We start from the raw sequence: 14,909 nt of genomic DNA, 5'->3' as shown, positions 1-14,909 counted from the left end.
TTACAAAAATCGACTTCGATTTTTGTGCCGATGCGCTAGGGTAAAGAGATCAGCCCTTGGCGACCGCAGCAACTTCAGCAGCGAAGTCGCTTTCTTCCTTTTCGATGCCTTCGCCGAGCAGCAGGCGAGCCATACCGACGACTTCGATCTTGGCACCGGCTTCCTTTTCGGCTTCCTTGACAGCATCGCCAACGGTGATGTCAGGGTTGATGACGAAAGCCTGGGAAAGAAGGGCAACTTCTTCGAAGAACTTGCGCATACGGCCGTCAACCATCTTTTCGATGATGGCTTCTGGCTTGCCGGATTCGCGGGCCTGCTCGATGAAGACGTTGCGTTCGCGCTCAGCAACAGCAGCGTCGACTTCTTCAGCGCGGATGGCGAGCGGGTTGGTCGCAGCGATGTGCATGGCAACCTGACGGCCGATGGACGTCAGAACAGCCTTGTCGCCAACGGACTTCAGCGCAACGAGAACGCCGAGCTTACCGATGCCGTCGCCAGCAGCGTTGTGAACGTAGGTCGCAACAACGCCGTGCTCGACTTCGAGCAGAGCGGAGCGACGTAGGGTCATGTTTTCGCCGATGGTCGCAATCGCGTCCTTGATGGTGTCGGCAACAGTCTTGCCGGTGGCTGGGTAGGTCGCAGCAGCAACCGCATCAACCGTGCCGTCTGTCGTCAGCGCAACGGAAGCAACGCCACGGACGATATCCTGGAAGGCATCATTGCGAGCAACGAAGTCGGTTTCGGAGTTGACTTCAACGACGACAGCCTTGTGACCGGCAGAAGCGATACCAACGAGACCTTCAGCAGCCGTACGGCCAGACTTCTTGTCAGCCTTGGAAATGCCCTTGGCGCGCAGCCAGTCGATTGCAGCTTCCATGTCGCCGCCGGTTTCGGCCAGCGCCTTTTTGCAATCCATCATGCCTGCGCCAGACTTCTCGCGCAGTTCCTTTACCATTGCGGCTGTGATTTCGCTCATTGTGTGCCTCTTGTCGGTTCGTCGGTCACGGCGCGATTGCGGCCCGACCGAAATCGGATTTTGGGAACGAATGTACCCGGAACTGTGACAGGCTGATGAAACAGCCACCACGAAATTTCAAAATCGCGCTCGAGCTCTGTGGCGCGATTTAAACAAACAAGGCCGTCGAACTTATAGAGTCCAGAACGGCCTTGTCAGATCCTGATTGATAAGGCGGCACCGAGATGCCGCCAAAAGCCAGACTATCAGGCGCCAGCTTCGTCTTCGAGCGCAGGCTCGATCGGAGCTTCTTCGGAAGCGCCGATGTCACGGCCGGAAGAGCCCTGCTGACGTGCGATACCGTCGATGGCAGCGCGAGCGATCAGGTCGCAATACAGCGAAATAGCACGCGACGCATCGTCGTTACCTGGGATCGGGTAGTCGATCTGGTCCGGGTCGCAGTTCGAGTCGATGATGGCAACGACTGGAATACCAAGACGCTTGGCTTCTTCGATCGCGATCTTTTCCTTGTTGGTGTCGATGATGAACATCAGGTCAGGAACGCCGCCCATATCGCGGATACCGCCGAGAGCCTTTTCAAGCTTTTCGCGTTCGCGCTCGAGGTTCAGGCGCTCTTTCTTGGAGTAGCCGGAAGCGTCGGAGTTGAGGATTTCGTCGACCTTGCGCAGGCGCTGGATCGAGTTCGAAATCGTCTTCCAGTTGGTCATCATGCCGCCGAGCCAACGCGAGTTGACGTAGTACTGAGCGGAGCGCTTTGCGCTGTCTGCAATGATTTCAGAAGCCTGACGCTTCGTGCCAACGAACAGAACGCGGCCGCCACGGGCAACCGTGTCGGACACGACCTGAAGGGCGCGCGACAGCAAAGGAACTGTCTGTGCCAAGTCGATGATGTGAATGTTGCTGCGGTCGCCGAAGATGTACGGCTTCATCTTTGGGTTCCAGCGGTGTGTCTGGTGACCAAAGTGAACGCCAGCTTCCAGAAGCTGACGCATAGAGAAATCGGGCAATGCCATGCCTAGTTATCCTTTTCCGGTTGAACCCCCGCGAAGCAAACAGCACCGTTTTGAGGCGGTGCCACCGGGCGGAACGATCCGGATTTCTCCCGGAACATCCCAAGCTTCGCGTGTGGAATGGTGTGCCGCATACAGCCAGTTTCAACGAAATGCAAGCAATTATGCGGAAAATTACGAATTCGCGTGGCGCGCCGTTCAGCGCATCGGCTTGTTTTCACAGCTTTCAGGCTGGAGAATATCGAGTTTGGCGAGCTTGCCCGTCAAAACGAAATCACCATAGTCCATCGTCAGGTCGCGCGTGATGCCGTTTTCATAGAGCTTGAACGACATGCGATAGATGGGCAGCGAATCGGTGCCGCTCTTGTCGTTGTAGTAGGCAATCGTCACCGGCCAGAACGGCGTCTTAGCAAAATCGCCCGCCTTGCCCGCATCCGCGTCACCATCGGCCGGCGTCTGCTGCTTGCCGACGAGCGTCGAGGTGATCAGGCTTTCATCGCCATCGTCGGAGCCATCGAACACGCGCGATTCGAAGATGCGTTTGCCGAGCTTGGCATTCTCGATGACCTGGAACATGTGTTCGGTCGGAAACTCGCCTGCGGCCAAATCGATCTTGCGCGCATCCGGTTTTGTCAAATCCACGGTCATCGTGCCGTTCGAATCGGCTGCGGACCCAGTGACTTCCTTGTCCAGTTTGTCATCCGTAAACGACTTGGTCTCGAAGGTGAACTTCTTGGAACCCGCATCCTCGAACGTCGTCGTCTGCTGATCCGTCATCCGCACGGTATCGCCGGTGCTGATCTGGGTCACGAAACGGAAATCCGTCTTGTAGCCTTTGCAGGAAGAGCCGGTGAACTCATAGACCATTCTGCCCGTCATTCCCTCGATGCCGGAACGGTCGGACGCATCCTTCAATTCCAGATCATAGACGGCGCGGTGGGAGATGAGGTTGGGAACGGTGGCAGGCACAGCGCTTGCGACACCCGGCAGAACGAAAACGACGCCGGAAGCGAAAGCAACAGCAAGGTTCCTGACAAACATTCAATATCTCCTGTTGGACTCACTGCTCATATTGTACAAGCAACCGCCCGGCTTTTGGACATCATGCTCTGTCTGCCGGATTTTTGAAAGATTTACAACAAAAGCGGAGACGAAAATGTCGGATGCCATCGAAGCTCGCCTGAAAGAACTGGGCTACACCCTGCCCGCCGCAGCAGCGCCTGCTGCAAACTACGTCCCATTCACCATTAGCGGCAATCTGCTTTATATTTCAGGTCAATTGCCCATGGAATCCGGCAAGATTGCGGTCACCGGCCATGTTGGTCGCGATGTCGATGTTGCGACCGCCCAGCGCGCTGCCGAACTCTGCGCCGTCAACATTCTCGCACAGGTCAAGGCTGCCCTCAACGGCGATCTCTCGAAAGTCCGTCGCGTGCTGAAGCTAAATGGCTTCGTCGCATCCGTGCCTGAATTCACCGAACAGCATCTGGTCATAAACGGCGCGTCCAACCTCATTGCCAATGTGCTGGGTGATGCCGGCAAACACGCCCGTGCCGCCGTTGGCATGGCCTCCCTGCCCTTCAACGCCGCCGTCGAGATCGATGCCATCGTGGAAATCGAACTATGACGCTGAAGCTTTCCTGGCTGACCGCGAACCCCATTGCCCATCGCGGTTATCATGACCAGAACAAAGCCGTCTGGGAAAACACCCTGACGGCCTTTTCCCGCGCAATCGACGCGGGTTTTGCCATCGAGTGCGATCTGCAACTTGCCTCAGACAGCGTTCCCGTCATCTTCCACGACCACGAAATGACACGCCTCACCGGCATCAAGGGCGATGTGCGCGAGCGGACCTCGGGCGAACTCGGCATGCTCTCGGTTGGCCAGACCAAGGACAAAATTCCGACGCTGAAGCAGCTCTTGAAGCTCTGCGCGGGCAAGGTTCCGCTCGTGCTGGAACTCAAGGGCCGCGAAGGTGAAGGCGTCGATGACGGCTTTGCCGAGGCCGTGCTGGAAGTGTTGGAGGGTTATGAGGGTCATGTCGCGCTGATGAGCTTCGACCATCACCTTTTGAAGGATCTGAAAGCTGCAGGATCGCCTTGGCCGCTTGGCCTGACGGCGGAAGGCGCGAAGCCGGAAGACTTCTTCAAGCATGATGACGCCATGCAGATCGGCCTCGATTTCATCTCCTATGCCTGGGCGCATCTGCCCAACAGCTTTATCGAAGCGCAAAGAAAACTCGGGCTTCCGGTGATTACCTGGACCGTGCGGGATGAAAAAGGTCGTGAGACCACCTATACATATGCTGACCAGATGACGTTCGAAGGTTTCGACCCAAGGGAAAGCGTTACAGCCAGCGCATGAGCGATGAATATTCCATTCGTGTAGCGACGTCCTTCAAGGACATCGATCCGGAAAGCTGGAACAGGCTTTCCGGAACCGCTAAATCTACGCGAACAAACAATTATAACCCATTTATATCCCATGCCTTTCTATCATCCATGGAAGAGTCCGGATCGGCCACCGCCAAGACTGGCTGGCGCGGCCACCACTTGCTGTTCGAAAACGGCGAAGGTCACCTGACCGGCGCGATCCCGGCTTATCTGAAGAGCCATAGCCAGGGTGAATATGTCTTCGACCATGGATGGGCGGATGCGCTGGAGCGGGCTGGCGGCAATTATTATCCCAAGCTGCAATGCTCCGTGCCCTTCACACCCTCGACCGGGCCACGACTTCTGACCAACGGAATCGATGACGCGGCCTTCCGGCAGGTTCTGGCCTCGGGCCTGCGGCAGGTTACCGAGAAAATCGGCGTATCCTCGGCCCATGTCACCTTCGCACCGGATGGCGACATCGAGGCTTTGCTGAGCGAAGGCTTCCTTCCTCGCACCGACCAGCAGTTCCATTTCATCAACAATGGCTACCGCGACCACGCGGATTTTCTCGATGCGCTGTCATCGCGCAAGCGCAAGGGCCTGAAAAAGGAACGCCGCGCGGCACTCGAAAACGGTATCGAAATCGACTGGCTGACAGGTAGTGATCTGACCGAAGACATCTGGGACCAGTTCTTCCGCTTCTACATGGACACCGGCAGCCGCAAATGGGGCCGACCCTACCTCACCCGACAGTTCTATTCGCTGATCGGCGAGCGCATGGCCGACGACATTCTGCTCGTCATGGCAAAGCGCGAAGGCAAATATATCGCCGGTGCCATCAACTTCATCGGCGGTGACGCGCTGTATGGCAGGCACTGGGGCTGCATCGAAGACCACCCCTTTCTGCATTTCGAGGTCTGCTACCATCAAGCCATTGACTTTGCGCTGGCAAAGGGTCTGCAGCGGGTCGAAGCTGGTGCGCAGGGCGAGCATAAGCTGGCGCGCGGCTACACGCCCGTCACCACCCATTCCGCCCACTTCATCACCCATCCGGGCCTGCGGCGGGCGATTGCCGATTATCTGGAACGAGAGCGCAGTGAAGTCGAGCAGATCAGCGATTATCTCGATGAGCACAGCCCGTTCCGCAAGGGCGAACGCCCGGAAGATGACGACTGACAAAATTTTAGACGAGGAGACATTTCATGACATCGGCCTATGACACCAACAACATCTTCGCCAAAATCCTGCGCGGCGAAATTCCGTCGGTGAAAGTTTACGAAGACGACGACACGCTGGCCTTCATGGATGTCATGCCACAGGCCCCCGGCCATCTGCTGGTTATTCCGAAGACCGGGTCACGCAACATTCTCGATGCAGATCCAACCGTTCTCGCCAAAACCATCGCCGTCGTCCAGAAGCTCGCAGTCGCTGCAAAGGAAGCTTTTGATGCGGACGGTGTCTATATCGCGCAGTTCAACGAACCTGCAGCAGGCCAGACGGTGTTTCACCTGCATTTTCACATCGTTCCACGCAAGGAGGGCGAACCACTGAAGCCTCATAGCGGTGCCATGGCGGACAGCGAGGTGCTGAAGGCGCATGCGGAAAAGATCAAGGCTGCTTTGGCCTGATTGTGCGCAAGGCTCCGAGCGGACGTTCGGAGCCACCACGACCGAACTATCGTGCAGGCGAAGCTTTGATGTCCGCTTCCCCTCTGCCGGACGCGGACAAACGCACCAGCAGTTTTCCGGCCAACAGATAGGCAAGACCGAACATCACGATGCCACCGAAGACGTCGCTGAGATGGTGCCCGCCGTGGACCAGAATGGCTGGCACCATGGCAATGTTTAAAAGCACTGCGAATGGCATGATCCATTTGAAGCGCGCCAGAAACACGACCGACATGCACGCCATGACAGTGTGGAAAGACGGAAAGCCGATCAGGCCGAGCACATTAGCCGGTGAGATATAGGTCGGCCCATCCCGGCCCAACCTCAGCAGTTCTGCACCATATTCCGGCGTCACACCCAGATCTATCTTCGCCAGCACTTCCGGCGACAGAGTGTAGAGCGTCGATGGCCCGAAGGTTGGAAAGACGAACCAAATGGCGATGCAACCCATCACGCCCAAGACGCCGGTCAACAGAAAATGCCACAAGGCGTCTGCCTTGCCCGCAAAGCCCAGCAGCAGGACGACGAAAACGAGCTGAGGCAGAGAGCTGAAATAGACGAAGAAAAGCGCCCTTGCCACCGTTGGCCATTCCGCTGCCAACGCGACCGCGTCTGGCCAGCTATAGCCGAAATGAGCATCGAAACTTACGAGCATAAGATCGAAAGGCGCGGTGCGGATCGGCAGCAGCATGTAGTTGAAGATCGATGCCACCAGCGTGAAAATGATGAACAGGCCGGAGGCGATCAGAGCGAGCGCGATGCGCTCCTCACCACGACAAACGCGATAATATTGACCACCGGCAATCAATGCCAGAGCTCCGCAGGCAGGTAGTGCATAGCCACGCCAATCCGTGCTCACACCCTTTATCAGGATGAGCGAAACATCCAGCAGTGCCATCAGCGCAATGATGGAAGCGAAAAAGCGTTCGGCTGGCAATAATCGCATTGGTCTCTCCATTGCGATTGATCATAAACGCCAAGCCTGAAATTCACGTAAATGCGACGGCCATTCTTACCTTATGTCCAGTGCCAGCAGGCCAACCGCCAGGAGGATAATCGGCACCACAACGCCGACCAGCACGCGTTGCCGGGCAAGTAGAAACACCGCAAACCCCAACGCCGCCGCACCCACCCGCAACCACATCGGCGAATGCTCCAGTGTCCCCGTCGGGAACACGATCAGCTTTGCAGTCACCGCCATGACGAGTGCCGTGGCCACCGCCCTCACCCAGTTCAGCGTTTCCGAACCTTCCTTCAGGCGGTTCCCGGCGATGACGCCGAGCCAGCGCCAGAGATCGGTGGCAAGCCAGCCGGCAATGGCGATAAAGAGATAGGGTGCCCACCACGCGTCGCTCATCATGGCTCGCCCTCCTCTATGACTGGCGCGATCTTGCGGCGGAACCAGAAACGGTCGATCAGATAGGCCAGCGTGCCCCCGCCAATACCAGCGTAGAGAATATCGAACTCCGGCTCGATGACTGCAAACAGCGGTCCGGCAATCACACCGATGACGAAAGCCACTTTCACCACCGTATGGCGGGCAGAGGCCCAGATGGACGAAACGAAATACACCGGGGTTAGGAAGAACAGAACACCCGCAACGACAGGCGGAAATGCCGCGACTACGCCGTAGCAGATGCCGACGATGACGGCATTGATGAGCGTCAGCGTCATGCCAAACCCAGCAAACCACGCGACCCGCGCCTCACGCGGCACCTTGGTCAGATTTTGCGTGGCGAAGACCCAGGCGGTTATGGCAACGAAATGCGAGAGAAACAGCAGCACCCAAGTGGGTGTTTTCGCGGTGCGCATTTCCGGCACGATCGACGCTACCATGGGCATCATGCGGATGGAGGACAGCGTCACGACCAGAAAACAAGTCGCAAGTCCCGCGCCGCTCGTCATTGCGCCGATCAGGATCATCTTTGCCGGTAGTGCCCAGATGGTCAGCGTCATGAAAACGGCTTCGCCGCGGCTGACACCCGACTCCAGCGCAAAGGCGCTAAACCCGACGAAGGATGTCATGAGAATGAGGGCTGGAAGCGAAAAAATGCCCTTCATGCCTCGAAAAAACCAGAGGGAAAGAGGCTCCGCAACACTGTCTGAAGGCATATTTAAATCCGGTATCGACAAAATAAAGTGCCGGGCATAAAGCCCGGCACTTATTGCATCATAACATCAACTTACTTCTTTTTCGGCACCTTTGGCACGGTGTTGGCCTTGCGACGGGGCTTGGCCTCGTCTTCCGCCTTACCTGTCTCCGCAGCCACGACTTCAGACTCTTCAGCCTTGGCAGACTTTGCCTTGCCCTTGGTCTTGCCGGGAGACTTCGCCGCCTTCAGCTCAGCCTCGGGCTTTGGCTTCACGGGAGCCGTTTCCGGCAGCACGTCCAGCTTGAGACTTTGGGTGCCGTCTTCCTTTTTGCCGATACTGACACTGACAACGCCACCCTTCTTGAGTTTTCCGAAGAGTATCTCGTTGGCGAGCGGCTTCTTGATGTGTTCCTGAATGACGCGACCCAGCGGACGCGCACCCATTTTCTCATCGTAACCCTTCTCGGACAGCCATGCGATGGCGTCCTCGTGCAGGTCGAAGGTGACATTGCGTTCGGAAAGCTGCGTTTCCAGCTGCATGACGAACTTCTGAACCACCTTGTGGATGACCGCAGTCGGCAGCGGCGAGAACGGAATGATCGCATCCAGACGGTTACGGAATTCAGGCGTGAACAGGCGGTTGAGTGCCTCTTCATCCTCACCGCTGCGCTTGGATGAGCCAAAGCCGATGGCCGACTTTGCCATTTCCGATGCGCCCGCATTGGTCGTCATAATCAGAATGACGTTGCGGAAGTCGATCTTCTTGCCGTTATGGTCCGTCAGCGAGCCATGGTCCATGACCTGCAACAGAATGTTGTAGATGTCCGGATGCGCCTTTTCGATTTCGTCCAGCAGCACCACGCAATGCGGATGCTGATCGACGCCATCTGTCAGGAGACCGCCCTGGTCGAAACCGACATAGCCGGGAGGTGCACCCAAGAGACGCGATACGGTGTGGCGCTCCATATATTCCGACATGTCGAAACGCAGCATTTCCACGCCGAGCGAAGCGGCCAGCTGCTTGGCGACTTCGGTCTTGCCCACGCCCGTCGGGCCGGAGAAAACGTAAGAGCCAATCGGCTTGTTGGGCTCACGCAGGCCCGCACGGGCGAGTTTGATGGCGGTGGACAGCGCCTCGATAGCGATATCCTGGCCATAAACAACCGAGCGCAGTTCCTTTTCCAGATTGGCGAGAACCATCTCGTCATCCTTGGAAACGGTCTTGGCTGGAATACGCGCCATCGTAGCAATCGTAACCTCGATCTCCTTTTCGGTGATGAGCTTGCGGCGCTTGGAAGCGGGCAGCAGCATCTGTGCCGCACCGGTCTCATCGATCACGTCGATGGCCTTGTCCGGCAGCTTGCGGTCGGAGATGTAACGGGCCGAAAGCTCCACCGCAGCCTTGATGGCTTCGTTGGTATAGCGCAGGTGATGATAGTCCTCGAAATAGGGCTTCAGACCCTTCATGATTTCGATGGCATCTTCGATGGAAGGTTCGTTCACATCGATCTTCTGGAATCGACGCACCAGCGCCCGATCCTTTTCGAAGAACTGGCGATATTCCTTATAAGTGGTCGAACCGATGCAACGGATTGCGCCGGAAGACAGGGCGGGCTTCAAAAGGTTCGATGCATCCATTGCACCGCCTGATGTCGCACCGGCGCCGATGACAGTGTGTATCTCGTCGATGAACAGCACGGCGCCGGGGAACTCTTCAAGTTCTTTGACGACCTGCTTCAAGCGCTCTTCGAAATCACCGCGATAGCGCGTACCAGCCAAAAGCGTACCCATGTCCAGCGAGAAGATCGTATCGTTCTTCAACGCTTCGGGCACCTTGCCTTCAACGATGCGCTTGGCCAGACCTTCGGCAATCGCCGTTTTACCGACGCCGGGATCACCGACGTAGAGCGGGTTGTTCTTGGAGCGACGGCACAGAACCTGAATGGTTCGATTGACCTCGGCGTGACGACCGATCAACGGATCGATCTTTCCACCCTTGGCCTTTTCGTTGAGGTTCACACAATAGGCCTTCAGCGCGTCCTGCTGCTTTTTAGGCGCGGAGCTGTCTTCCTCGGAACCGCCGCGCACAGGCTTGGCTTCGTTCTCGTTTTCCTCTGCACCGCGTGGCGTGCGGGTCTGGGAGGAACCCGGACGCTTGCCGATGCCATGGGAGATGTAATTGACCGCGTCGTAGCGGGTCATCTCCTGCTCCTGCAGGAAATAGGCCGCGTGGCTTTCACGCTCGGCAAAGATGGCGACAAGCACGTTGGCGCCAGTCACCTCTTCGCGACCGGAAGACTGAACGTGAATGACAGCACGCTGAATGACGCGCTGGAAACCGGACGTAGGCTTGGAATCTTCGTCGTAACCCGTCACCAGGTTGGACAGTTCGTTGTCGACATAATCGACCACAGTTTTGCGAAGCGCGTCCAGATCGACGTTGCAGGCGCCCATCACGGCGGCCGCATCGGCGTCTTCTATTAGCGCCAGCAACAGATGCTCGAGCGTCGCATATTCATGATGACGCTCATTTGCAAAGGTCAGTGCCTGATGCAGCGCCTTCTCTAGACTTGGGGAAAAAGTTGGCACGTTGCGATCCTCATTTCTTTTCCATGACGCACTGAAGCGGATGCTGGTGCTGTCGGGCGAAATCCATGACCTGACTTACTTTTGTTTCTGCGACCTCGTAGGTGAATACACCACATTCTCCGACACCATGCTGGTGTACGTGCAACATGATGCGCGTTGCCCCTTCCCTGTCCTTCTGGAAAAAACGCTCCAGAATGTGAATGACGAATTCCATGGGAGTATAATCGTCGTTCAGCAAAAGAACACGGTAAAGATTAGGCTTTTTTGTCTTCGGTTTGGTGCGGGTAATAACAGACGTTCCGCGGTTGGTACCGCCATCTTCCCCTTCACTGTCGCCCTGCATGTAGATCGGCTTCGCGATCATCTTTTGTCATTCTCCAGATCGCACTCGCACCGCTTGTAGAATGGTGCGAGCCAGAATTTCGCTATGCTTTATTTAGGTCTTCGAGAGATGATTTTAAGCCCCCCGCGTTGCACTGCAATCAATAATCCGTTCACAAGCGACGAAAGTGTAAAGAGAGGTGCCAAGCTGCGGTGTTACGCAAGCCGCCTTATCGCGACAACCCTCGTCTCAGCGTTACGGCCACCGCATGATCGAATGTCGCAACCTCCATCTTGCGGCAAATCGATTCCATCAGATAGCCGATCGTGATGCTGGAAAGAGCCACATTTGCGGAGATGGTCTCGAAACTTTCTCCGTCTGCGGCAAGGCACAGTACCTGTCTTTCGAGGTCGGAAAGCGGTTGTCGCTTTTCCGTGCGCGCACGCCCGATCATCGTGAGGCGTATATGCATGTGAAACATCAGCATGCTCAGTTGCTCGACTTCATCGACCTCGGGATGTGGTCGACCTCCAGCAAAGCCGATCAGCCTCGGCAGGGACGATACGCCAAGCGCGGGGAAATTGATCGCCATGGTAAAGCCGGCGGCGCGATAGATTTCTGCAGCATCCGGCTCGATTGCGCTTCTGGCCTCCATATCGGCCAGATCCCAGCGCATCGGCCCCAACGTGCCGGGCAGATGGGTGGATAGCCGGGCAGCATAAGCCGCCATGCGCTCATCGATCTTGTAGAACATGAACGCCGGAATATTGGACGGAAAGAGAAGGGCAATCGGTTCTTTTTCTTCCAGACGCGATGTCTCGAACACGTAGTAATAGCGGAAGCCGAACATCTGCTGAACTTCGCTCAGCAGCAGCGCGACATCATCCATCGTGTCGGCTTTGCGCATTTTGATGAGAAGCTTCTGGTTGATTTTCAAGGCCTTTGCATGAAAAGGACCGACCAGCCGATCGCGCCGGAATGGCCGAACGGAACGTCAAATCAGTTCGACGCTCCAATGGGAAAGCGTAGATGGACGGGCTCAGCCTGTCAATTTTCGCTGTCCAGCATTTCCCGCACGGCGACCGCCAGCTGCTTCAGCGAGAATGGTTTCGGCAGGAAGCCGAATTTGGCATCGGCGGGCAGGTTCTTTGCAAAAGCATCTTCGGCATAGCCGGACACGAAGATGAACTTCATATCTGGATAGCTCTTGCGAAGCTCTCTCAGCAGAGAAGGTCCGTCCATCTCCGGCATGACGACGTCGGACACGACGATATCGACCTTGCCTTCGAGTTCTTCCATCACCTCGAGCGCTTCTGTGCCGGAGCCTGCCTCGTGAACCGTATAGCCACGAGTTTCCAGCATACGCTTGCCGCCACGGCGCACCGCCTCCTCGTCCTCGACCAGAAGAACCACTGCGGATTTTCCGGTGAGGTCCACCGGTTCTTCCTTGGCCGCATCCTTTGCGGCAGCGGCATCGGCAATGGTACGCGCCGCGATTTCCGCTTCGGTCTGATGGACGACCTCGATGATATGGCGAGGAAGGAAGATGCGAAATGCCGTACCCCTGCCGACTTCGGAATCGGGGTAGATATATCCGCCCGACTGCTTGACGATACCGTAGACCATGGAAAGGCCCAGACCCGTGCCCTTGCCCACTTCCTTGGTGGTGAAGAACGGCTCGAAAATCTTGTCCATGATCTCGGGCGGAATGCCGGTCCCGGTGTCGGCAACCTCGATCATGACCAGATCTTCGGATGGAATGTCGGAGCGTCCCAGCGCAACCACGTCCTGGGCAGACATGTTGCGGGTGATGATCTTGATCTTGCCGCCATCGGGCATCGCGTCACGCGCATTGACGCAGAGGTTGATCAGGACCTGCTCGAACTGCGAAAGGTCGGTCTTGACGGGCCAAAGGTCGCGCCCGTAATCCACTTCCAGCTTGACGTTGGTGCCGGAAATCAGCCTGTCGACCAGCATGCGCAGATCGCCGATGACATCCGTCAGGTTCAGCACGGCCGGGCGCATCGTCTGCTTGCGCGAGAATGCCAGCAACTGCCGCACCAGAACGGCGGCGCGGTTGGCGTTGCGCTTGATTTCCATCAGGTCGGCGAAGCTGGCATCGGCGGGTCGGGCCTGAAGCAGCAGATGGTCCGACGACAACAGAATGGCCGTCAGCACGTTGTTGAAGTCATGCGCGATACCGCCCGCAAGCGTACCGACCGCATTCATCTTCTGCGTCTGCGCCATCTGTGTTTCGAGCGCCTTCTGCTCGGTTACCTCGATAGCATAGACGATCGCCACCTCTTCCGGTGCTTCGTCATCCTGATCGATCACGGCATGGACGTAGAAACGGAAGTGCCGCGCGTCATCTGTCGGATGGCGCGAATCGAACGGCGGAATATCGCCCTGACGATCCTTGGCGGCATCGATGGCCTGCGACAGTTTCGGCTTGTCGTTCTCGTGCAATACGGCGTCCAGCACCACGCCATTGTCGATATCGTCGCGCCCGACGACGCCCGAAAACAATTTGAGGAACGGCGCATTGGTGCGCAAAATCCGCCCATCGCCGTCTAGCGAGGCAATCGCCATCGGCGTGTTGTTGAAAAAGCGTGTAAAACGCATGGCCGAGGCGGATTCGGCGTTCGCCTTGCCCTTGGCCCGCATCAGGACGATCGTCCGGCTTTCACCTGGCGCGCCGTCCCGGGTGGCTATGACCTGATGAACGAGACGCGCGGGCATGCTCTGCCCGTTGATACGGCGCATGTCCAGATCCAGCATCTCTGTTCTGTTGGAACCCGCCTGCGGCTGTACCGATTCGATCAACGCCATGCCCTCGCCCGCGACGATATCGGAAACCGTCAGCGACCCCGGAGAGAATTGCGCAAGATCGATCCCCAGCCATTGCGATAGCGTGGCGTTGAGATAGACGATCTCACCCTTCTTGCCCGCCGAGAAAAAGCCCGCGGGCGCATGGTCGAGATAATCGATGGCGTTCTGCAATTCGCGGAAAAACCGCTCCTGATCCTCACGCTCCGTCGTGATGTCGGCGATCTGAAAAACGTAGAGCGAATTGTCGCTCTGGTCTTTCAGCAACCGTGCTTTCAGGCGGTACCAGTGCGGCCCGGCCTGAGATGTCGTTTCGCTGAGCGGCTTCAGCAGACGGAATTCCTCATAACCGTCATTGCCATCGCGCAGGCCATTGATCAGCCGATAGAGCGCTTCCGTCGATTCCCGATCCCGAGACAGAAGCGTTTCAAGGCTTTGAATTTCGGTGGCCTTGGTCGCGCCCGTCATCTGGCAATATGTGGCGTTGGCATAGACGAGCCGACCCTTCGGATCGGTGATCAGCGTGCCATCTGGATGAGACGAAAGAAACCGGCGGGCCATTCCATCCGACTGCGATTGCGGCATGACCTCGATGAAGCCGATGGCAGAAGACACCAGGAAAAAGATCCCGAGCATGGCGAGAACGCCGAGAATACCGAGGACGATCTCGTTTTCCAGCGAGTCCTTGAAGTAGACAAAGCCCACGGCGGCAGCGACGAGAACCAGCGCCAGCAGAAGGATGCGCAGCAGGGTGCCGGATCTGGCGCGCCTATCCACCAACGGAAAGTCATTGTCGCTGGCTTGGCTGACCTTGGTCATGGAGGCTCTAACCCTTGCAGTTTTGCCGATCCGTCATCCTCAGGACCAATTACCCCGAACGGAATCGCTTTTGTCTACCCTTGTAGCAATTCGCTGAAATATCAAAAAGCTCCATGCCACCATAAACCTTTGTCAATACACAACGAATGCAACGTTTTCGATGCGATATCGCATCCTGCGTGGCACCTTTGCCACGTCAGAACGTTGTCGCAGATTGAAATGCACTGCAATT

The 14,909-nt window shown here is 57.0% G+C and carries 14 protein-coding genes; 4 read left to right on the top strand and 10 right to left on the bottom strand.

Annotated elements, in window-relative coordinates; genetic code table 11:
• Window positions 1-49: 49 nt before the first annotated feature.
• The 3 genes from tsf to ASF29_RS06690 all read right to left on the bottom strand — a co-directional run bounded on the left by tsf (window position 50) and on the right by ASF29_RS06690 (window position 3,027).
• Window positions 50-976, bottom strand: coding sequence for a translation elongation factor Ts (gene tsf, locus ASF29_RS06700; protein WP_062449798.1), 927 nt, complete (start codon window positions 974-976; stop codon window positions 50-52).
• 245 nt (window positions 977-1,221) lie between these two features.
• Window positions 1,222-1,989, bottom strand: a complete 768-nt coding sequence (gene rpsB, locus ASF29_RS06695) for a 30S ribosomal protein S2 (RefSeq protein WP_062449796.1) — start codon at window positions 1,987-1,989, stop codon at window positions 1,222-1,224.
• A gap of 195 nt (window positions 1,990-2,184) precedes the next feature.
• Window positions 2,185-3,027, bottom strand: a complete 843-nt coding sequence (locus tag ASF29_RS06690) for a cell envelope integrity EipB family protein (protein ID WP_062449795.1) — start codon at window positions 3,025-3,027, stop codon at window positions 2,185-2,187.
• 115 nt (window positions 3,028-3,142) lie between these two features.
• Here ASF29_RS06690 and ASF29_RS06685 point away from each other — a divergent pair, with 115 nt between their 5' ends.
• From ASF29_RS06685 to ASF29_RS06670, 4 genes are read left to right on the top strand one after another with little or no spacing between them, the layout of a single operon-like run.
• A complete protein-coding gene (locus tag ASF29_RS06685; protein ID WP_062449792.1) occupies window positions 3,143-3,613 on the top strand; it encodes a RidA family protein in 471 nt (156 codons plus the stop codon).
• A complete protein-coding gene (locus ASF29_RS06680; RefSeq protein WP_062449790.1) occupies window positions 3,610-4,350 on the top strand; it encodes a glycerophosphodiester phosphodiesterase family protein in 741 nt (246 codons plus the stop codon). Before ASF29_RS06685 ends, ASF29_RS06680 begins: the two co-directional genes overlap by 4 nt.
• The gene (locus ASF29_RS06675) at window positions 4,347-5,537 is read left to right on the top strand and encodes a GNAT family N-acetyltransferase (protein ID WP_062449788.1); all 1,191 of its coding nucleotides are present in this window, start codon (window positions 4,347-4,349) and stop codon (window positions 5,535-5,537) included. Before ASF29_RS06680 ends, ASF29_RS06675 begins: the two co-directional genes overlap by 4 nt.
• 26 nt (window positions 5,538-5,563) lie before the next feature.
• Window positions 5,564-5,989, top strand: a complete 426-nt coding sequence (locus ASF29_RS06670) for an HIT family protein (protein ID WP_062449786.1) — start codon at window positions 5,564-5,566, stop codon at window positions 5,987-5,989.
• Between the two features lie 46 nt (window positions 5,990-6,035).
• Here ASF29_RS06670 and ASF29_RS06665 read toward each other — a convergent pair whose 3' ends face one another.
• The 7 genes from ASF29_RS06665 to ASF29_RS06635 all read right to left on the bottom strand — a co-directional run bounded on the left by ASF29_RS06665 (window position 6,036) and on the right by ASF29_RS06635 (window position 14,677).
• Complete coding sequence (locus ASF29_RS06665) at window positions 6,036-6,974, bottom strand: phosphatase PAP2 family protein (protein ID WP_062449784.1); 939 nt, start codon at window positions 6,972-6,974, stop codon at window positions 6,036-6,038.
• Window positions 6,975-7,040: 66 nt separating this feature from the next.
• Window positions 7,041-7,388 (bottom strand): AzlD domain-containing protein, encoded by a 348-nt coding sequence (locus ASF29_RS06660; protein ID WP_062449781.1) that lies wholly within the window; start codon window positions 7,386-7,388, stop codon window positions 7,041-7,043.
• Window positions 7,385-8,140, bottom strand: coding sequence for an AzlC family ABC transporter permease (locus ASF29_RS06655; protein ID WP_062449780.1), 756 nt, complete (start codon window positions 8,138-8,140; stop codon window positions 7,385-7,387). The genes ASF29_RS06660 and ASF29_RS06655 overlap by 4 nt, the downstream gene beginning before the upstream one ends.
• A gap of 71 nt (window positions 8,141-8,211) precedes the next feature.
• Window positions 8,212-10,710, bottom strand: coding sequence for an ATP-dependent Clp protease ATP-binding subunit ClpA (clpA, locus tag ASF29_RS06650; RefSeq protein WP_062449778.1), 2,499 nt, complete (start codon window positions 10,708-10,710; stop codon window positions 8,212-8,214).
• A gap of 10 nt (window positions 10,711-10,720) precedes the next feature.
• A complete protein-coding gene (gene clpS / locus ASF29_RS06645) occupies window positions 10,721-11,074 on the bottom strand; it encodes an ATP-dependent Clp protease adapter ClpS (RefSeq protein WP_062449775.1) in 354 nt (117 codons plus the stop codon).
• 187 nt (window positions 11,075-11,261) lie between these two features.
• Complete coding sequence (locus tag ASF29_RS06640) at window positions 11,262-11,969, bottom strand: LuxR C-terminal-related transcriptional regulator (RefSeq protein WP_062449772.1); 708 nt, start codon at window positions 11,967-11,969, stop codon at window positions 11,262-11,264.
• Between the two features lie 110 nt (window positions 11,970-12,079).
• Complete coding sequence (locus ASF29_RS06635; protein ID WP_062449770.1) at window positions 12,080-14,677, bottom strand: PAS domain-containing sensor histidine kinase; 2,598 nt, start codon at window positions 14,675-14,677, stop codon at window positions 12,080-12,082.
• Window positions 14,678-14,909: the final 232 nt, after the last annotated feature.

This window comes from Rhizobium sp. Leaf262 (genome assembly GCF_001422245.1).
Taxonomy (GTDB): Bacteria; Pseudomonadota; Alphaproteobacteria; order Rhizobiales; family Rhizobiaceae; genus Agrobacterium.
This window is presented reverse-complemented; position numbering and strand designations above follow the sequence as displayed.